Here is a 19433-nt window from a genome sequence, read left to right on the forward strand (position 1 = left end):
GCCGCCGTCTCCGTCAGCCTTCGCCGTCCGGCGCGTCCCGGTAGGTCTCCAGCAGCCGCAGCCACACCTCGCTCATCGTGGGGAAGGCCGGTACGGCGTGCCACAGCCGTTCCAGCGGCACCTCGCCGGCGACGGCGATGGTGGCGGAGTGCAGCAGTTCGCCGACCGACGGGCCGACGAAGGTGACGCCGACGAGGTGACCCCGGTCCAGGTCGACGACGGCACGCGCCTTGCCCTTGTACCCGTCTGCGTACAGCCCGGCTCCGGAGACGTTGCCGATGTCGTAGTCCACCACCTTGACGCGGCGGCCCTCCCGCTCGGCCTGCTCGGCGGTGATGCCGACGGCGGCGGCCTCGGGCTCGGTGAAGACGACCTGGGGGACGGCGACGTTGTCGGCGGTGGCCGCGTGCCGGCCCCAGGGGACGGTGTCCAGGGGTTCCCCCTTGGCGCGGGCGGCGATGGCGGCGCCGGAGATACGGCCCTGGTACTTGCCCTGGTGGGTGAGGAGGGCGCGGTGGTTGGTGTCGCCCGCGCAGTACAGCCAGACGCCCTCGACGCCCTTGACCAGGCAGGTGTCGTCGACCTCCAGCCACGATCCGGGGGTGAGGCCGACCGTCTCCAGGCCCAGGGCATCGGTGTGCGGGACGCGGCCGGTGGCGAACAGGACCTCGTCGGTGACGAGTTCCGACCCGTCGGAGAGCGCCAGGGTGATCGGCCCGGACTCCGAGGCCCTCCGCAGTTCGGTGACCGACACGCCGGTGCGGATGTCCACCCCGGCGGCGCGCATCCCGTCCGCGACGAGCTCGCCCACGAACGGCTCCCAGCGGGGCAGCAGCCCGGAGCCGCGGACCAGCACGGTCACCTCGGAGCCGAGCGACCGCCAGGCGGTCGCCATCTCGACGCAGACGACGCCTCCGCCGACCACCACGAGCCGCCCCGGCACCTCGGGGGAACTGGTGGCGTCGCGGCTGGTCCACACGTGGTCGTCGGCGATGCCGGGCAGGTCGGGCAGTTGCGCGCGGGTACCGGTGCAGACCGCCACGGCGTGCCGGGCGACCAGGACGCGCTCGCCGCCGTCCGGGGTGTCGACCACGACCCGGCGCGGGCCGTCGAGCCGGCCACGCCCCCGGACGAGGTCGATGCCGGCCGAGTCCAGCCAGCCCACCGCCCCGTCGTCCTTCCAGTTCCCGGTCCACCAGTCGCGCCGGGCCAGCACCGCGGCGGCGTCGAGCCGCCCGCCGGCCGCCTCCCGTGCCCCCGCGACCGCCCGCGCGGCGTCCAGGGCCGCCTGCGGGCGCAGCAGCGCCTTGCTGGGGATGCACGCCCAGTAGGAGCACTCGCCGCCGACCAGTTCCGCCTCGACCACCACGGTGGTCAGTCCGGCCTGCCTGGTGCGGTCGGCGAGGTTCTCCCCGGTGGGGCCCGCGCCGATGACGATGACGTCGTAGGTGTCCGTGCTCGCGTTCGTGCTGCTGTCTGCCGCCGTGGTCATGGTTCCACCGTAGGCAACACCGCGTCCGCGCACAGCCGGAACCAGCGTGTCCCGCCGCTTCACCCGTACGGCCTCACCCGGCCGCGCCGGCCCTGGCGGGGGCGGTGCCGCCGGTGGGGAGCGGGTCCGTCGGCAGGTCCCTGGCGGTGCGGAGCGGGGACAGCAGCAGCACCAGGCCGGCCAGCGGCACCCCCGCCGTGCTGATCCACAGGGCGGCGGGCAGGCCGAGGACGGTGCCGAGCGTGCCGCCCAGCAGCGCGCCGACGGGAAGCGTGCCGTAGTTCAGGAACGTGGTGCCGGCGGTGATCCGCCCCAGGAGGTGGGGCGGGCAGCGGCGTTGCTGGAAGCCCGCCTTGAGGACGTTGCCCGCGACCACGCCCGCGGAGACGCAGAAGCCCCCGGCCGCGTACAGCAGGACCCCGGCTCCGCGTGTCGTGAGCGGGATGAGCAGGGCGGGCACGGCCAGCCCGGCCTCGAACAGGAGCGTGGCGCGGGCGGTGCCGGTCCGCGCCGCGACCCGGTGGACGAGCAGTGCCCCGGCGACGCCGCCCGCGCTCGCGGCGGCGACCAGCGCGCCGACCGCGCCCGGGCTCAGGCCGACGTGACGCACCAGGAACGGAACCTGGATCGACTGGTAGGCCATCAGGGCGAGGTTGGAGGCGGCACCGAACAGCGTCAGCGTCCGCAGCCACGGGTCTCCGGCGACCAGGCGCAGCCCGGCGGCGATGTCGCCGGTCATCCTCGTGCGGCGCGCGCCGGGGGCGGCGGGGGCGGGGCGGGGCTCGCGGTGCCTGATCCCGGACAGGCAGAGCAGGGAGACCAGGAAGGTCGCGGCGTTCACGTACAACGCGTCGACCGCACCGGCCAGTTGGGCGAAGAGGCCGCCCGCGCCCCGGCCGGCGATCTGCGCCGCGGCGGCGCTGCCCTGCAGTTTGGCGTTGCCCTCGGCCTGGTCCTCGGGTGCGAGCAGGGTGGGCAGGTAGGCACTGTAGGCCGTCTGGAAGAACACCGCGGCCGTTCCGGTCAGGAGGGTGACCACCAGGAGCAGTCCCATGGTGAGCGCCCCCAGCCGTGCGGCCACCGGGACGGCGGCGAACAGCGCGAGCGAGGCCCCCGCGGCGGCCAGCATGACCGGTCTGCGGCGGAGGCGGTCGACGAGGACGCCGGCCGGGAGGCCGATGACGAGCCAGGGGAGCCAGGCGCAGGCGCTCAGCAGACCGACCTCGAAGGTGCCGGCGTGCAGTGTGGACACGGCGGCCAGCGGCAGGGCGACCGCGGTGACCGACGCGCCGAGCCTGCCGGTGGTCTCGCCGCACCACAGCAGCCGGAAGTCGTGATGGTGCCGCAGCAGCCCTCCGTGCCGGCGGTCGCTCATCGTGCGTCGTCCTCGCGCGGGAAGGACTGGACCTGGACGATCACCGGCAGCGCCCCGGGGGACGGCTCGGTGCCGGGGGCGGGGGTGTGCCGGGCGACGACCTCCATCAGGTCCCGGTTGAGCCGGGCGAGTTCGTCGGGGGCCAGGCGCAGGTTCCGCCAGTCGGAGAGGGTGGCGGCCTGCCGCCATGCGGCGTCCCAGTCGCCGTCGAGGTAGGTCAGGGTGCGCGTGAGGAACTGCTGGGCCAGCTGGCGCAGGTAGACCGCGAGCGCGTCCTGCGTGCCGGGGTCGCCGTGGAACTCGGCGGGGTTCAGCAGGTGCGCGTCGGAGACCGCGCGCCACCAGCGTTCGCGCTTGGTGCCACGGCCGGTCTCCTCCTCGATGTAGCCGTGTTCGGCCAGGTGCCGCAGATGCCAGCTGACGGTCCCGGTGTTCTCGCCGAGCCGGCGGGACAGGCCGGTGGCGGTCGCGGGGCCGTGCAGGTTGAGCACTTCCAGGATGCCCATGCGGAGCGGATGGGCCAGCCCGCGCAGGCTCCGGGCGTCGAGTCGCCGGGTGGACCGGGTGGGTTGGGGCGGCGGGGCGTGTTCGGGTTCGTCGGTCACGCGGGCAGCCTAGTGTTGCAGAGGAATCTCTGCAGAGAATTCTCTGCATGTTGTGCCGCTGACGGGCCCGCTTCACGCGGGCAGTTGCTGCTCCGTCCAGATGACCTTGCCCCGTTCGGTGTAGCGGGTGCCCCAGCGGCGGCAGAGCTGGGCGACGAGGAAGATCCCGCGGCCGCCCTCGTCGGTGGTGGCCGCGCGGCGCAGCCGGGGGGAGGTGCCGCTGGCGTCGGCGACCTCGAAGACCAGCGCCCGGTCGCGCAGCAGCCTGGCCTGCACGGGGCCCGCGCCGTGGCGGATGGCGTTGGTGATCAGCTCGCTGGCGATCAGCTCGGTGGTGAAGGTGAGTTCGTCGAGACCCCAGGCCCGCAGCCGGCGGGTGATCGCGGAGCGGAGCGCGGAGACGGCCGCGGGGTCGTCGGGCACGTCCCAGCAGGCGACCTGGCGCTCGTCCAGGGACCGGGTGCGGGCGACGAGCAGGACGACGTCGTCGGCGGAGGGGGCGGGGCGCAGCGCGGCCTCGAGCGCCGCGCAGACCTCCTCCGGCGGGCAGTCCCGCGGGACGGCGGTGAGGGCGCGGCCGAGCCGGCGCATCCCGGTGTCCGGGTCGAGGTGGCGGCCCTCGATGAGGCCGTCGGTGTACAGGACGAGGCCGCTGCCCTCGGGGACCGCGAACTCGGCGGCCTCGAAGGGCAGTCCGCCCAGGCCCAGGGGCGGTCCGGCGGGCAGGTCGGGGAAGCGCACCTCGCCGTCCGGGGCGAGCAGTACGGGCGGCGGATGACCGGCCCGGGCCAGCTGGCAGCGCCGTGCGACCGGGTCGTAGACCGCGTAGAGGCAGGTCGCGCCGGCGAGGCCGGGACCGGTGCCGCTCTCGTCGTCGAGGCGGACGACGAGGTCGTCCAGGCGGCCCAGCAGCTCGTCCGGGGGCAGGTCGAGGGCGGAGAAGTTGTGCACGGCGGTGCGCAGCCGGCCCATGGCGGCGGCGGCGTGGATCCCGTGCCCGACGACGTCACCGACGACCAGGGCCACCCGCGCGCCGGAGAGCGGGATGACGTCGAACCAGTCGCCGCCGACCCGGCCGCGCGCCGCAGGGAGGTAGCGGTGGGCGACGTCCACGGCGTGCTGCTCCGGTACGCCGCGGGGCAGCAGGCTGCGCTGGAGTTCGAGGGCGAGGTGGTGCTCGCGGGTGAAGAGCCGCGCGTTGTCGATGCAGATGGCGGCGCGGGCGGCGAGGTCGCGGGCGAGGGTGAGGTCGTCCTCGGCGAACGGTTCGGTCCGCGCGGCGCGTTGGAAGGTGGCGACGCCCAGCAGGGTGTCGCGGGCGCGCAGGGGGACGGCGATGACGGCGCACGGCTCGCCGTCCGGGCCCGGGGAGGTGTCGCGGACCGCGGAGCCGCCGTACAGCGCTCTGGCCTGGGGGCTGTCCGGGAGGAGGTGAATCGGTTCGCCTCTGGCGTACGGGCCGTGGCCGCGGGCCGTGCCGTCCGCCGCCACCCGGCGCAGCTCCGCTCCGGGGTCACCGGGGGCCGTGCCGTTCAGGACGGGGCAGTACAGGTCGACGGTCGCGTGGTCGGCGAACCGGGGCACGGCGGCCTCGACAATCTCGCGGGCGGTGCGGGCGACGTCGAGGGTGGTGCCGATCCGCAGGGCGGCGTCGCTGAGCAGTTCCAGGCGGCGGCGCGCGGCGACGGCCAGGCGGCCGACCCCCGGCTCGCCGACCAGCAGCGGGCGGCGTGCGGCCCCGCCGGGGGCGTCGCCGCGCGAGCCGGCGTCCCCGGGCACGCTGACCTCCACGACGGCGCCGCCCGCGAGGGGCCGGCACAGCAGGTGGGCCGTGCGGCCGTGGGAGAGGGGGAGTTCGAGCGCCTCCCGCCGTCCGGTGGCGATCAGCCCGGCCGCGGTCTCGGCGAGCGCCGACTCGTCCCCGTCGGTGAGCCCGGCCGGGGGGCCGACGCCGGGGATGTGCCCCACGCCGTCGAGCCGCGGGGGGGCGGCCGTGGCGTCGCGGTGCTCGGCGGTCAGGTAGCCGTGCAGCAGGGCGCGTTCGCGTTCGCCGCACTCCTCCAGGAGCCGCTGCTCGATGGCGAGGGCGCAGCCGCGGGCGAGTTCGGCCATGAGGGGGTGCGCGTCGCCGTACAGGCTGGTGAGGTCGAGCACGCCCTCCACCCGGCCGCTGAGGGGGTGGCGGACGGGCACGCCGAAACAGGTGAAGCCGCGCAGGGCGGCGGAGAAGTGCTCCTCGCCGGAGACGCGGACGGGGTGCCGGGCGGCCAGGGCGGTGCCGATGCCGTTGGTCCCGGCGTCGAGTTCGTGGTAGCTGAAGCCCGGGGCGAGCCGGACCCGGTCCAGGGCGGGCAGCAGCGGCGGCTCGGCGGCCCGGCGGTCGATCACCAGCCCCCGGTCGTCGGTGAGCAGGACGGCGGTACGGGTGCCGGAGAGCGTGCCGGCGAGCCGGTCGAGGACCGGACCGGCGGCCCGGACCAGTGCCCCGGCGGGGTCGACGTCGTCGGTGTACGGGACCTCGAGCCGTTCGGGGTCGAGGCCGGCGGTCTGACAGCGTTCCCACGAAGCGAGGATGGGTACCCGCACGGATTCGACCACCAGGCTCACTCCTTGACGTCCGCGTCCCAGGTCCCGAACGTAGGGCGGCGGCACGGCGACGGGGGGCGGGTCGGTGAAATCCCTGCCTACAGCCACCCTTGTGGGTGACGGCCCGTTTGACAGGGTGCAACACGACCGTCACGGCGGGGGAGATCGCTTCGCGAAGCGGCGCGCGGTGGTGAAGACTTGGACCCGCCGCAGCCGTACGCCGTACTTGGGAGGATCCACCATGTCCACCACGCCGCACTCCACCACGCGGGTCGCGCACACCGTCTGGGACGGCAGTCTGACGGAGGGCAGCGGGGTCGTGACCCTCGACTCCTCCGGCATCGGGGAGTACCCGGTGACCTGGGTAGCCCGTTCCCAGGAGCCGGGCGGGAAGACCAGCCCCGAGGAGCTCATCGCCGCCGCCCACTCCAGCTGCTTCTCGATGGCCCTGTCGGCCGGCCTGGGCAAGGCGGGCACCCCGCCGACCCGGCTGCGCACGCAGGCCGACGTCACCTTCAAGCCGGGCACCGGGATCACCGGCATCCACCTGACCGTCGAGGCCGAGGTGCCCGGGATCGACGAGGCGGAGTTCGTCAAGGCGGCCGAGGACGCCAAGGCGAACTGCCCGGTGAGCAAGGCGCTCGCGGGCACGGAGATCACGCTCACGGCCTCGCTGGCCTGACGCCGCGCGGCGCCGGCCCGCGAGCCGGCCCTGCGCCGGCCCGGAGCCGGACCGTGTGCACCGCCCATCGAAACGTTTCGGTTTCGGTGGGCGGTGCCATATTGTCGTTGGGATACGAAACCGTTTCGCAGGGGACGAGAGACGGAGCACGGAACATGACGACCGACGCGAGCGCACCGGCGCGCCGCACGCGGCTGACGCCCGAGCGGGAGCAGGAGCTGTACGGCGCGGTGATCGACCTGCTGCGCGAGGTCGGGTACGACGCGCTGACGATGGACGCGGTCGCCACCCGCACCCGGTCCAGCAAGGCCACCCTCTACCGGCAGTGGAAGAGCAAGCCGGAGCTGGTCGTGACCGCGCTCAGGTGCACCAAGCCGGTGCACGTGGAGAACGTGGATACCGGTTCGCTCCCCGGCGACCTGCACGAGCTCGCCGACCGCATCGGCGACGGCTCGGACGTGGACACCCCGCTGATCCGGGGCCTGGCCCACGCCTCCGCCACCAACCCCGACCTCGCCGAGGCGATGCGCCAGCACCTGATCGAGCCCGAGCTCACCGGGGTGCGGCAGCTGCTGGGGCGGGCCGCCGACCGGGGGGAGATCGACGCCGCCGTCCCCGCGGCCGAGTTCATGCCGCACATGATGCTCGGCGCCGTGATCACCCGCCGCCTGCTGGAGGACGTGGAGGTCGACGCCGCCTTCATGCACCGCTACATCGACGCGGTGGTGCTGCCGGCGCTCGGCATCGGGCCGGGGCGCGGGCGCTGACGCCCGTTCCGGCCGGTTGTCGTGTGCGGGTGCGTTGCGCCTGCGGCGGGCTGTCCCCCGCCCGCCCTCCCCTCCCCCAGGCTTTGGCCGGGGGAGTGCGCCGGCGCGCCACCGACCCAGGCGCACGATGCGAGGCGGTCACTGACCGGCCGGGGCCCAGGGGAGGGCGGGCGGGGAAAAACCAAACCGCAGCCGCGCCGCAGGCGTCAGTCGCTGACCGTGCTGCGCGGCCGGTACTCCAGGTCCTCGTACTCGGGGTGGTGCGCGATCCAGCCCGCGATGAACGGGCAGGCCGCCAGCACACTCTGGCCGTGCTCCCGCGCCTCGTCCAGCGCGTGGCGGGCGAGCGCGGAGCCCACGCCCCGGCCCTCGAACTCCGGGTCCACCTCGGTGTGCAGGAAGGCGATCATCTCGGGGGTGCGGATGTACGTGGCGAAGCCCGCCAGCCTGCCGCCGACGTGCGCCTCGTAGCGGCGCGCGCCGGGGGTGTCCGTCACCTTCGCGTCGCTCTTCACGACTGGTAGCCCTCCACGGTGTGCGAGGGGCGCACCTTCGCCTCGCCCGGGTCCCCGCCCGCCTCGGTCTTGGCGCGGCGCTGGCGGAGCAGGTCCCAGCACTGGTCGAGCTCGCGCTCCAGCTCGTCGAGCCGGGCCTGCTCGGTCCCGCTGTCCACCCGTCCCTCGCTGAGGAGCTCGCGCAGGGTCCTCTCGTCGGAGACCATCGCGCTGATCCGTTCCAGGATCGCCCTCTCGGGGCGATCTCCCGTGTGCTGCTCGGCCACGGCCGCACCTCCTCGGTCCTCGGCTCCCACTCTAGGCAGCCGGTTGCGCCCCTGCGATCGAAACACTTGCGTTTCGATAAGACGGGCCCTAGTCTCGACGTGTACGAAACGGTTTCGTATCTCGTCGGGTTCCCGGCGTCCCGACTCCTCCCTGCCCTCCCCGTGACCGACTGGAGCGCGTCCCGCATGTCCCAGAGCACCGCCGACCCGAAGGCTGGCACCGGCGCGCCCCCCGTGGGGGCCGAGACGAAGGCGCCCGACGCCCCGGGGGCGCAGCGCTGGTGGGTCCTCGCCGTCATCGGCATCGCGCAGCTGATGGTCGTGCTCGACGCGACCATCGTGAACATCGCCCTCCCCTCCGCCCAGGCCGACCTGGGCTTCACCGACGGCAACCGGCAGTGGATCGTCACCGCCTACGCCCTCGCCTTCGGCAGCCTGCTGCTGCTCGGCGGCCGGATCGCGGACCTCTTCGGCCGCAAGACCGCCTTCCTCATCGGCGTCGCGGGCTTCGCCGGGGCCTCCGCGCTCGGCGGCGCCGCCGGCAGCTTCGAGATGCTGGTGACCGCCCGGGCCCTGCAGGGAGCCTTCGGAGCGCTCCTCGCGCCCGCCGCGCTCTCGCTGCTCACCACGACCTTCACCGACGCCAGGGAACGCGCCCGCGCCTTCGGCATCTACGGCGCCATCGCCGGCTCCGGGGCGGCCGTCGGCCTGCTGCTCGGCGGGGTGCTGACCGAGTACCTGAACTGGCGCTGGACCCTCTACGTCAACCTGGCCTTCGCACTGGCCGCCTTCCTCGGCGGCGCGGCCCTGCTGCGGCGGGCGAGCCGCCGTCCCGGCGCGACGATCGACCTGCCCGGCACCGTGCTGGTCTCCGCCGGGCTGTTCGCCGTCGTCTTCGGCTTCTCCAACGCCGAGAGCCACGACTGGAGCTCGCCGCAGGTGTGGGGCTACCTGGCCGTGGGAGCGCTGCTGCTGGCCGCCTTCGTCAGGTGGCAGACCCGGGCGCGGCACCCGCTGCTGCCGCTGCGCGTGCTGCTGGACCGCAACCGGGGCGCCTCCTTCGCCGCCTCGCTGGTCTCCAGCGCCGGCATGTTCGCGGTCTTCCTCTTCCTCACCTACTACCTGCGGCTCACCCTCGGCTACTCCTCGGTCAGGACGGGCCTGGCCTTCCTCCCGCTGGTCGGCGCCCTGATGGTCGGCGCCCAGGTCGCCACCACCGTGCTGGTGCCCCGGGTGGGCCCGAAGCCCGTGGTGCCGGCCGGTTTCGGCCTCGCGGCGGCGGGCCTGGCCTGGCTGACCGGGCTCGGCCTGGACAGCGGCTACGCGGCCGACGTGCTGCCGCCGCTGCTGGTGATCGGCCTGGGCATGGGCCTGATCTTCCCGCCCGCGATGAACCTGGCCACCACCGGTGTCGGCACCGAGGACGCGGGCGTCGCCTCCGCCGCCGTCAACGCCATGCAGCAGGTCGGCGGCTCGATCGGCACCGCGCTGCTGAACACCCTGGCCACCGGTGCCGCCACCGACTACGCCCTGGCCCACCGCACCGATCCGCTGGTGAAGGCGCAGGCCGCGCTGGAGGGCTACGCGACGGCCTACTGGTGGGCCGCGGCCTTCTTCGCCGCCGGCCTGGTGATCAGCTTCCTGCTGTACCGGCGAGGAATTCCTGCTCAGGACGGGAATGCTGAGGCCGCCCCGGTCGTCCACATGTAGGGGGGATGAGCTGCGGGGCCGCCCCTGAGCGGTGGGAAGGTCCCGCACGCGCCGACCCGTGGGGACGGGGTGCGGTGCGACGGAGGGCCCGGTGCCGGCGTCCGTGGTTGCACACGGAAGCCGTGCCGGGCCTTTCCCATGCGATTCCACGGTGATCCGGGGAGCCCGGGGCGGATGTGACGGAATCTGCGTGCGGTGCACCGCAAAAGGGAACCTATGGTCAGTTAATGTGCGTTTTCACTGGTCCATAGGGTTTCGTCGAAAGGCCCCTCGGTTGAACCTGCTCGACCTCCTGCTGCTGGTGCTGACCGTCGCCTACGCAGTCGCCGGCTTCCGGCGCGGACTGGTCGCGGGCTGCATCTCGCTCGCGGGCTTCCTCGGCGGTGCGGTGGTCGGCGTGTGGCTGCTGCCGTACGTGCTGCAGTACGTCGAGTCGGGCACGCCACGGGCGACGCTGGTCGCGCTGCTGACCGTCCTGGTGCCCGCGGCCGGCGGGCACGCCCTCGCCTCCGGGGTCGCCTGGAAGGTGCGGACGGGTCTGGACTGGGGCCCGCTGCGCTGGCTCGACGGGGTGGGCGGCGCGGTGGCGAACGCCGTGGCCGTGCTGCTGGTCGCCTGGGTGGCCGCGAGCGTGCTGGTGACGTCCTCCTCCAGCGTGCTGGCGCAGTCGATCCGCGGGTCCGAGGTGCTCGGCGCGGTCCAGGACACCATGCCCCGGCAGGCACCCACCTGGTTCAGCAGGGCGACCAGCGCACTGGCCGAGGCCGGGTTCCCGCAGGTGTTCAACCCCTTCGAGTCCGAGCCCGTCAACGGGGTGCCCGCGCCCTCCGGGGACAACGTCACCACCGCCGCGGCCGGCGCGGCCGCGCGCAGCACCGTCAAGATCGAGGGCGTCGCCTCCGTGGACGGCCGCCGCCAGGGCCAGGAGGGCACCGGTTTCGTCTTCGCCGACGAGCACGTCATGACCAACGCCCACGTGGTGGCCGGGGTGGACGAACCCGCGGTGCAGGTCGGCGGCCTCGGGCGGGCCTACCGGGCCACCGTGGTGCTCTTCGACCCCGGCAAGGACGTCGCTGTCCTGGACGTCCCGGGGCTGGACGCGCCCGCGCTGAGCTTCACCGACGACGCCGTGAGCGGTGACGGCGCGGTCGTGGCGGGCTACCCGCAGGACGGCGGCCTCGACCTGCGCGCCGCGACGGTGGCCGGCCGCATCCGCGCCACCGGCCAGGACATCTACGGCGACGGTACGGTCACCCGCGACATCTACCAGGTCCGGTCCGTGGTGCGCCCCGGCAACTCCGGCGGCCCGCTGCTGGACACCTCCGGACGTGTCTACGGGGTGGTCTTCGCCCGCTCCACCACCGACTCCACGACGGGCTACGTACTGACCGCCGACGAGGTGCGCTCCGACGCGCTGCGCGGGGCGCGCGCCACGGAGCCGGTGGACACCGGCGACCGGGCCGCGCTGTGACGGCCGCACGGTGACCGCCGGACCGCGGCGGGCCTCCGCATACGTTCGACGTTAGACTTTCCCTTTACGCGGAAAACCGGACGAAACCACCGAAATCATCGAAGCCATCGAACCCATCGAGCCTCGTCCGGCGCCGAGCCGGACGAGGACGACCGCGGCCGAGCACGCGGGAGTGGTGCCGTTGTCATGATCTCCATCCTCTTCGCCGTCCTCGCGGCCTGCAGCAACGCCTTCGGGACGGTCCTGCAGAGGCGCGCGGTGCTCACCGTCCCCGCCTCGAAATCCCTGCGCCTGGGCCTGATGAAGGACCTGCTGCGCACCCCGGTCTGGCTCGCCGGCATCCTCGGCGTCATCCTCGCCGCGATCTTCCAGGCCCTGGCGCTGGGCACCGGTTCGCTCGCCGCGGTCCAGCCGGTGTTCATCCTGGAACTGCCGCTGGCCCTGGTGATCGGCGGCATGGTCTTCCACGTGGAGCTGTCCCACAAGGCGTGGGTCAGTGTGGCGTGCATCGCCGGGGGCCTGGCGCTGTTCCTCTTCTCGATGGCACCCAGCGGGGGGCGGGACCAGGTGCCGGGCATCTGGTGGGTGCCCACGCTGCTGATCGTCGGCGGGCTCGGCGCCGTGCTGGTGCTCGCCGGGCTGCGGCGGCCCACCGGCCTGATGCGTGCCGCCTGCCTCGGTGGGGCGGCGGCGGTCGGCAACGCCCTCACGGCCGCGCTGATCAAGTCGTCCATGGACGTCCTGGAGCACCAGGGGGTCGGGGCCTGGCTGCTGTCCTGGCAGACCTACGCCTTCGCCGCGGCCGGCGGGTTCTCCTTGTTCCTGCTGGGGACCGCGATGCAGGGGGGACCGCTGATCGCCTCCCAGCCCGCCCTGACGCTCGGCGACGCCGTCGTCGGCTTCTGCCTGGGGGTCACGCTCTACGGCGAGCAGCCGCGCACCGGCTTCTGGCTGCTGCCCGCGCTGGCGGGGTTCGCGGTGCTCAGTTACGGCGTCTTCGCGATGTCCCGCACCCAGTGCCTGTACAAGTGCGTCCACCCCGAGGAGCACCTGGCCAGCCCGGCCGGGGAACCCGCCGCCTCGACCATGTGAACGCACGCGCGGACGCCCCCGGAACCGGCAGCCGGTCCAGGGGGCGTCCGCGCGTGCGGGGCGCCTCGTCAGTGGCGCGGGGCGGGGTACGCCTTGGGCAGGCGCATGCCGCGGTCGGCCATGATCTGCCGGACGTGGTTGGGGTAGTCGGTGATGATGCCGTCGATGCCCATGTCCATCAGGGCCTCGATGGTCGGGTTGTCGTCACAGGTCCACGGGATGACCTTCAGGCCGCGCTTGTGGGCGTCGTCCACCATCTTCTCGGTGACGTAGAACCTGAAGTTCGGGTCGGCGATGGTGCCGTTCTGCGGCATGCCGTAGACCGGGGAGAGCGCCTTGACGCCCGGTATGGCGGCGGCGGCCTTGACGAAGTCGCCGTCGTAGTCGTCGGCGTCGATGCCGCCGAGCCACGGGGAGGCGCCGGGCTTGCCGACCTGGAGGAAGTCGTAGTTGGTGAGCGCCACCAGCGGGTACTTCGGCGCGAGCTTGTGCATCTCGTTCAGGGCGCCCCAGTCGAAGGACTGGATGGTGACCTGCTTCTCGATGCCCGAGCGGTGGATCTCCTCGAAGACCCGGCGCACGAACAGTTCGCGCGGCGCGGTCTGCTCGGGGGCGCCGGCCTCCACCTTGGTCTCGATGTTGAGCTTGACCTTCTTGGCCTTGTAGCTCTTGACCAGGCCCAGGACGTCCTTGAGCTCCACCATGCGGTGGCCCTTGACCTGCTCCTGCTCGGGGAAGCCGGGCAGCTGCTGGTAACCGCAGTCCATCGTCTTGATCTGGGCCAGCGTCAGGTCCTTGATGTACTTGCCGACGTACGGGTACATCGGGTCGCCCGCCGTCACGGGGCCGGTGTCCTTGCACTTCTGGGCGCTGATCTGGCGGTCGTGGTTGACCACGACCTTCTGGTCCTTGGTGACGTGGGTGTCCAGCTCCAGGGTGCTCACCCCGAGGCGCAGGGCCTTGCCGAAGCCCTCCAGGGACTCCTCGGTGGTCATGCCGATGCCACCGCGGTGGGCCTGCAGGTCGAAGGAGGCCTTGGGGGAGTGGCCGTGGCCGTGGTGGGCCGTGGCCGCCTGGGCGGCGGTGGGGACCACGAGCGCGGGTACGACGGCCAGGGCTGCGATTGCGTGCCGGAGGGACATTTACACCTCGTCTACATCGGACGAACAGGACCTCGTGACGCTAAGCCGCAGGTCGAGCGCGTACGAAGCCCGCGCATGAGGGCATGGTGAACGCCCGGGGAACGATCGTCCCCCGGGCGCGGCCCGGTCACGGACGGTGTCAGTCCAGGAGGCCGTCGTAGTCGGGGAGCTTGAAGGTGCGCTCGGCGTGGCCGCCCACCAGGTCGGTGGTGTTGTTGCCGATGTTCGCGACGATCGTGTAGCCGCGCTTCTCGATGGCGACGCGCTGCGCCGTCTTGTAAGCGCCGACCTCGTCGAAGAGGTCCGGGATCGAACGGCCGTAGAGCCCGGCGACCGGGTAGCCCTCGCGGTCGAGGTTGTAATGCGTGGCCGGGTAGATGAAGTCCGGCCGGGCGGTGACGAAGAAGACGTCCACGCCACGGGAGTCCGCGTACCGGGCGAGGTCACGCGTCGGTGCCACGGCCGGCGGGAACCACCAGTCGAAGTAGGTCTCCAGCGCGGTGTTGTCGATGTCCAGCACGATCGCCAGCTTCTCGCCGGGCTTGCGGGCGGCCGTGCGGTCCTGGACGTAGGTGTGCGCCTGGTCGATCACCGGGCGCACGTCCCGCAGCCAGGTCTCGTGGTCGACCGAGGCGGCGGTGGCGGAGGCCGTGGTGGCCGCCGCCACCGGGACGCCGGTGGGCTCGGCGGCGTGCGCGTCGGCGGGGAGCGCGATGCCGGACACCCCGGCGGCGATGATCGCCGCGACGACGGCGCCGCGTCTCCAGGTGAGGGTTTTGAGGGTTGTCATGCACCGTACGTTCGCTGGTGCGGGTGAGCGGAAACTGGCGTTCGGATTACCGGTTGGTAACTATCCTTGGGGCTCGGACAATTGGCCGGCGAAGGCCACGAACGCGGTCCACGCGTCCGGCTCGAAGGCCAGAACCGGGCCGGACCTGTCCTTGGAGTCCCGTACGTGGACGGCGGCCGGGCCGACCGCCACCTCGACGCACTGACCGCCGTCACTGCCGCTGTGACGGGACGTGAACCACACGAGAGCGCTCACAGTTCACCCGCAATCTGCTCGATCACCTTGGCAGAGTCCTCCGGCGTGAGGGCCTGCGCCCGGATCATGCCATAGCGCTGGTGGAGCAGACCGGCCCTTTTCCGGTCATCGGTGAGCAGGCCCCCGGCCTGGCCCTCGGCGTAGGCGAGCAGTTGGCGTTCGGGGTTCTCCAGCAGGGTGAAGGGGCCGTCGAGGCCGGCGTGGGTCCCGTAGCGCGCCGGCATCACCTGGATCTGGACGTTGCGCCGCCGCCCCACCTCGACGAGGTGCCGCAACTGCTCCCCCATCACGGCCGGTCCGCCCGTCGGGCGGCGCAGGACCCACTCCTCCAGGACGAAGGAGAGCATGCACACCGGCTTGCGCGTGAACAGCGCCTGGCGGGCCAGCCGGTCCTCGGTCCAGCGCTCGGCCTCGTCCTCCTCCAGGGCCGGACAGCGGGCCCCGAAGACCGCGCGCATGTAGGCCTCGGTCTGCAGCAGGCCGTTGACGACGTGGGAGTCGTAGGCGCCCAGGCTCAGCGCCCGGGCCTCCTCGTCCGCGTACTCCCCGTACCCCACGGGCAGCTTCTCCCGGGACAGATGGGGTGCCACCGCCTTCAGCACCCCGGGTGAGCCCAGCAGTTGCTCGGCCCTATCGATGAACGCCGTGCTGGCGATGCGCTCACCGCACTCGATCTTGACGGTCTGCGACTTCGAGTAGCCCGTGTGCGCCGCCACCGCGTCCAGGGTGAGCCCCTGGCCCTCGCGCAGCGCCTTGAGCAGGTCCCCGAAGATCCTCATGCTCACCGAGCGCTTGTCCTCGACCGTCACGCGGCCACCCCCGTCCGGCTCCCCTGGCGTCGTCCCGCAGCGCCACGCTAGGCACGCGGCGGCCGGCGGCACGCCGGGAACCGGTGAAATTCACCTGACGCGGGGAATCGGCGGGCCGGCTGTCATCGCGCCGAGGGGAAGGACGCGTCGCAGCGCCCGGTCACTCCGGCAGCCGCGTCCCCTCCGGGAGCCGTACGGCGAAGTCGTCCGCCAGGACCCGCAGCACCTCGTCCGCGTCCGCCAGTTGCCGTTCCTTGCGGGTGCCGTCGGCCGTCGTCTCCGTCAGGCGGCGTCCGGTCAGGGACAGGTGCGCCTCGCCGGTGGTGCGCTGGGCGTAGACGCCGCGGGAGAAGGGGGAGCGCGGGTTGGTCGCCACGTGCCAGTTGATGACCTCGTAGTCGGGGGCCTGGAAGGGCTCCACCGTGAAGGCGTACTGGTCCTCCCAGCCGTCGTCACCGGCGCCGGGCGGGTACGCCTGGAGCTTCCACAGTTCCAGCGGCCCGTCGTGCGGCGCGTGGACCAGCCGGTGGCGGCGCGGCGCGTCGTGCAGCTCCACGTCCGCCACCAGCGGCAACGGCTCCAGCAGGGCGCCGATGCTGCCGAAGCCGACGTCGCTCACGTACGGCACCGGCTCGCCGGGCACCTCGGCGAGCATGAGCATGTGCGTACGGGGGCGGACGTCCCCCGGCTTCGCCCCCACCAGCACGCGTGCGGTGAGCAGCGTGACCCGGAACCCGAGGGCGGTGAGCGCGGCGGCGAAAAGGGTGTTGTGCTCGTAGCAGTAGCCGCCGCGCCGGCCGTGGACGAGCTTGGCCTCCAGGTCGGGCAGCGCGAGCGAGGGCGCCCGGCCCAGGACGGGGTCGAGGTTCTCGAACGGGATGCCCAGCATGTGGGCGCGGTGCACGGACCGCAGCACCTCCGCCGTGGGGCGGCGTTCCCCGGCCCAGCCGATGCGGGCGAGATAGGCATCGAGATCGAGCGTCATACGACCACCCTACGGATGCGCGGCGACTCCTTCGCCCCACGGACCGGCCCCTACACGGGCGCGGGGTGGCGGTCGGCCTCGCTCTCCTCCAGGAGTTTGCGGGCGAGGCTGTCGACGGCGCGGTCCATCAGGGCACGGTCGGCGGGGTCGGCGATCGTCCAGTCGTCGAGTCGGGAGTCCAGCCAGCGGCGCCAGGCCGCGGCGAGGAGGTCGAGCTGGGCGCGGCCGGCCGCGGTGAGCGTGAGGACGTCGCCGTCCACGCGGGCCCAGCCGCCGCGGGCCACCTTGGCGAAGGCGGGTTCGAGGACCTCGCCGGGCATGTGGTGGGCGCGGGCGATGGCGTCCAGGGAGGCGCCGCCCTGGAAGCGGTCGCGCCAGTGGATCTGCCCGAGCGCCCAGGCCTCGCCCGGGGTGAGCGGGGAGCCGGAGTCGTCCAGGATGCGGAGGGCGACGGCGGGCTCCGCGGCGTGTTCGCGGCGCATGACGCCCGCGACCGCCCGCTCCAGCTGGACGACGGCGTCGGGGGAGTCGGGGGCGGAGAAGCCCTCGCCCATGTCCGAGGCGCCGGCACGGGCGCTGTCGCGCAGCGGCACCTCCTTGAGGAACCAGGCGATGACGAAACCGGCCAGGGCCACCGGGGCGACCCACAGGAAGACGTGCTGGATGGTGTCGGCGTAGGCGTCGACGATCGGGGCGGCCCGGTCGGGCGGGAGGGCCCGCAGGGCCTGCGGGTCCTGCGCCGCGGCGGCCGGGACGCCGGGCACCTCGGCGAGGGCGGCGGAGAGGGCGGGGCCGAGCCGGTTGCCGTACAGGGTGCCGAAGACAGCGGTGCCGAAGGCGCTGCCGAGGGTGCGGAAGAAGGTCACCCCGGAGGTGGCGGTGCCCAGTTCCGCGTACGCGACGGTGTTCTGGACGGCGATCGTCAGGACCTGCATGGCCAGGCCGATGCCGAGGCCGAAGACGAGCATGTACAGGGATTCCAGCCACGGCCCGGTGGCCCGGTCCATGGTGGACATCAGGTACAGGCCGAGCGCCATGACGGCGGTGCCCGCGATGGGGAAGGCCTTGTAGCGCCCGGTGCGGCCGATGACGGTGCCGGAGGCCACGGACGTGCCGAGCAGTCCGGCGACGAGCGGGAGGGTGCGGACCCCGGACTCGGTGGCGGAGACCCCGTCGACGAACTGGAGGTAGGTCGGCAGGTAGGTGAGCGCGCCCAGCAGCGCGAAGCCGACGATGAAGCTGAGCAGCGAGCACACGACGAAGACCGGGTTGCGGAACAGGTGCATGGGGAGCATCGGCTCCCTCGCGCGCAGTTCGACCAGGACGAACGCGGTCAGCAGTACGGCCGAGGAGGCGAACAGCCCGACCACGACGGCGGAGTCCCAGGCGTACTGGCTGCCGCCCCACTCCAGGGCGAGCACCAGTCCCGAGGCGCCCAGGGCGACCAGCGCGATGCCCGCGTAGTCGACGACGGGGCGGACGGCGGCCCGGACGACGGGGACGGTACGGGCGGCCATCACGACCATCACGATCGCGACGGGGACGTTGACGTAGAAGCACCAGCGCCAGGTGGCGTGGTCGGTGAACAGACCGCCCAGGGTCGGGCCGACGACCGTCGTGACCCCGAAGACCGCGCCCAGCGCGCCCTGGTACTTGCCGCGCTCGCGCAGCGGGATGACGTCGGCGATCAGGGCCATCGCCGTGACCATGAGCCCGCCGCCGCCGATCCCTTGGACGGCGCGGGCGGCGATCAGCATGAGCATGCTGGTGGCGGCGCCCGCGAAGACCGAGCCGGCGACGAAGACGACCGCGCTGACCTGGAAGACGACCTTGCGGCCGAACAGGTCGCCGAACTTGCCGACCAGCACGGTGGAGACGGTCTCCGCCAGCAGGTAGGCCGTGACCACCCAGGCCATGTGCCCGGCGCCGCCGAGGTCCGCGACGATCGTCGGGAGCGCGGTGGAGACGATCGTCTGGTCCAGGGCCGCCAGCAGCAGGCCGAGCACGATCGTCACGAAGACGACGTTGGTCTGGCGGCGGCTCAGGGCGGGCGGCCGGCCGGCGGTGGGGACGGTGACGGCCATGGCTCCACCCTCGCGCGGGCCCGCCGGTGCCGCCCGGTCACACGCCCGTACGGGCTATGCGTCGGCGTCCGCTACCGCTTGAGCTCCTCGCGCAGCCTGCGGTCGATCGCCAGGGCGAGCTCCGCCTCGACGACGGCCTGGACCAGGGGGCGCAGCCGGGCGATCGCCTCGCTCAGCCGGGTGGTGTCGCCGGACTGCAGGTCGGCCTCCGCGTCCGGCAGGACGTAGGTGCGGGCCAGCTCGACGAAGAGCTCGGCGAGCAGGTCCATGCGGCCCCGCATGGCGCGGCCCGCGGCGAGCACCTCGGCGAGCGGGACGCCCTCCCGGACCAGTGCGGCCGAGGCCTCCAGCAGCCGGCGGCTGACGTGGACGACGTCGTCGCCGTCCACGGCGAGGTAGCCGATGTCCAGGGCGGTGGCCAGGTTCTCCGCGGTGGCCTGGTCGCCGTAGTGGTCGGCGAGGCCCTCCGGGGTGAGCCGCAGCGGCTCCTCCTCGGACCAGCGGGTGGGCAGTCCCGGGTCCAGGCCGAGCAGTTCGCCGACGTCGCGGCGGCCGCTCTCCCAGGCGTCCATCAGCTCGGCGATGCCGCCGAGGGTGTGGCCCCGCTCCAGCAGGGCCGTGATGGTCCGCAGCCGGGCCAGGTGGTGGTCGTTGTACCAGGTGATCCGGCCCTCGCGGCGCGGCGCCGGGAGCAGCTTGCGCTCCCGGTAGAAGCGGACGGTACGCACCGGGACACCGGCCGCTTCGGCCAACTCGTCCATCCGGTACTCGCGCTCGTGCGTCGTCACGCCGATCAGCCTATGCGGT

Annotated in this window: 18 protein-coding genes; 5 read left to right on the forward strand and 13 right to left on the reverse strand. The window is 73.4% G+C overall.

The window, feature by feature from the left end:
- Window positions 1–13: 13 nt before the first annotated feature.
- The 4 genes from OG937_25820 to OG937_25835 all read right to left on the reverse strand — a co-directional run bounded on the left by OG937_25820 (window position 14) and on the right by OG937_25835 (window position 6070).
- Entirely contained in the window at window positions 14–1492 is a 1479-nt protein-coding gene (locus tag OG937_25820; protein ID WUD74868.1) for an NAD(P)/FAD-dependent oxidoreductase, read from the reverse strand.
- A 73-nt stretch (window positions 1493–1565) separates the two neighbouring features.
- Window positions 1566–2867, reverse strand: coding sequence for an MFS transporter (locus tag OG937_25825; protein ID WUD74869.1), 1302 nt, complete (start codon window positions 2865–2867; stop codon window positions 1566–1568).
- Window positions 2864–3472 (reverse strand): helix-turn-helix domain-containing protein, encoded by a 609-nt coding sequence (locus tag OG937_25830; GenBank protein ID WUD74870.1) that lies wholly within the window; start codon window positions 3470–3472, stop codon window positions 2864–2866. The genes OG937_25825 and OG937_25830 overlap by 4 nt, the downstream gene beginning before the upstream one ends.
- A 72-nt stretch (window positions 3473–3544) precedes the next feature.
- Complete coding sequence (locus tag OG937_25835; GenBank protein ID WUD74871.1) at window positions 3545–6070, reverse strand: SpoIIE family protein phosphatase; 2526 nt, start codon at window positions 6068–6070, stop codon at window positions 3545–3547.
- Between the two features lie 229 nt (window positions 6071–6299).
- Between OG937_25835 and OG937_25840 the strand changes: the two genes are divergently transcribed.
- Both OG937_25840 and OG937_25845 read left to right on the forward strand, forming a co-directional pair.
- Complete coding sequence (locus OG937_25840; protein ID WUD74872.1) at window positions 6300–6740, forward strand: OsmC family protein; 441 nt, start codon at window positions 6300–6302, stop codon at window positions 6738–6740.
- Between the two features lie 155 nt (window positions 6741–6895).
- Window positions 6896–7507, forward strand: a complete 612-nt coding sequence (locus OG937_25845; GenBank protein ID WUD74873.1) for a TetR/AcrR family transcriptional regulator — start codon at window positions 6896–6898, stop codon at window positions 7505–7507.
- Window positions 7508–7713: 206 nt separating this feature from the next.
- Here OG937_25845 and OG937_25850 read toward each other — a convergent pair whose 3' ends face one another.
- Together OG937_25850 and OG937_25855 are read right to left on the reverse strand one after the other, a co-directional pair.
- Window positions 7714–8022, reverse strand: a complete 309-nt coding sequence (locus tag OG937_25850) for an N-acetyltransferase (GenBank protein WUD74874.1) — start codon at window positions 8020–8022, stop codon at window positions 7714–7716.
- Window positions 8019–8288 (reverse strand): DUF2630 family protein, encoded by a 270-nt coding sequence (locus tag OG937_25855; protein WUD74875.1) that lies wholly within the window; start codon window positions 8286–8288, stop codon window positions 8019–8021. Before OG937_25855 ends, OG937_25850 begins: the two co-directional genes overlap by 4 nt.
- A 186-nt stretch (window positions 8289–8474) precedes the next feature.
- On the opposite strand from OG937_25855, the gene OG937_25860 reads away from it, so the two are divergent.
- From OG937_25860 to OG937_25870, 3 genes are all read left to right on the forward strand, one after another.
- On the forward strand, window positions 8475–9998 hold the full coding sequence (locus OG937_25860; protein ID WUD74876.1) for an MFS transporter: 1524 nt from the start codon (window positions 8475–8477) through the stop codon (window positions 9996–9998).
- Window positions 9999–10272: 274 nt separating this feature from the next.
- Window positions 10273–11469 carry a MarP family serine protease gene (locus OG937_25865; GenBank protein WUD74877.1) on the forward strand — a complete coding sequence of 399 codons (1197 nt, stop codon included), beginning with the start codon at window positions 10273–10275 and terminating at the stop codon, window positions 11467–11469.
- Between the two features lie 186 nt (window positions 11470–11655).
- Window positions 11656–12561, forward strand: coding sequence for a DMT family transporter (locus OG937_25870; GenBank protein WUD74878.1), 906 nt, complete (start codon window positions 11656–11658; stop codon window positions 12559–12561).
- Window positions 12562–12629: 68 nt separating this feature from the next.
- Here OG937_25870 and OG937_25875 read toward each other — a convergent pair whose 3' ends face one another.
- The 7 genes from OG937_25875 to OG937_25905 all read right to left on the reverse strand — a co-directional run bounded on the left by OG937_25875 (window position 12630) and on the right by OG937_25905 (window position 19387).
- Window positions 12630–13703, reverse strand: a complete 1074-nt coding sequence (locus tag OG937_25875; GenBank protein ID WUD74879.1) for a glycerophosphodiester phosphodiesterase family protein — start codon at window positions 13701–13703, stop codon at window positions 12630–12632.
- 139 nt (window positions 13704–13842) lie between these two features.
- Window positions 13843–14493 carry a hydrolase gene (locus OG937_25880; protein ID WUD74880.1) on the reverse strand — a complete coding sequence of 217 codons (651 nt, stop codon included), beginning with the start codon at window positions 14491–14493 and terminating at the stop codon, window positions 13843–13845.
- Window positions 14494–14553: 60 nt separating this feature from the next.
- On the reverse strand, window positions 14554–14748 hold the full coding sequence (locus tag OG937_25885) for a DUF397 domain-containing protein (GenBank protein WUD74881.1): 195 nt from the start codon (window positions 14746–14748) through the stop codon (window positions 14554–14556).
- Entirely contained in the window at window positions 14745–15557 is an 813-nt protein-coding gene (locus OG937_25890) for a helix-turn-helix transcriptional regulator (protein WUD74882.1), read from the reverse strand. Before OG937_25890 ends, OG937_25885 begins: the two co-directional genes overlap by 4 nt.
- 160 nt (window positions 15558–15717) lie before the next feature.
- Entirely contained in the window at window positions 15718–16542 is an 825-nt protein-coding gene (locus tag OG937_25895; GenBank protein ID WUD74883.1) for an arylamine N-acetyltransferase, read from the reverse strand.
- Window positions 16543–16592: 50 nt separating this feature from the next.
- The gene (locus OG937_25900; protein WUD74884.1) at window positions 16593–18626 is read right to left on the reverse strand and encodes an MFS transporter; all 2034 of its coding nucleotides are present in this window, start codon (window positions 18624–18626) and stop codon (window positions 16593–16595) included.
- A gap of 71 nt (window positions 18627–18697) precedes the next feature.
- Window positions 18698–19387, reverse strand: a complete 690-nt coding sequence (locus OG937_25905; protein ID WUD78884.1) for a MerR family transcriptional regulator — start codon at window positions 19385–19387, stop codon at window positions 18698–18700.
- Window positions 19388–19433: the final 46 nt, after the last annotated feature.

It is taken from the genome of Streptomyces sp. NBC_00510 (genome assembly GCA_036013505.1).
GTDB lineage: Bacteria > Actinomycetota > Actinomycetes > Streptomycetales > Streptomycetaceae > Actinacidiphila.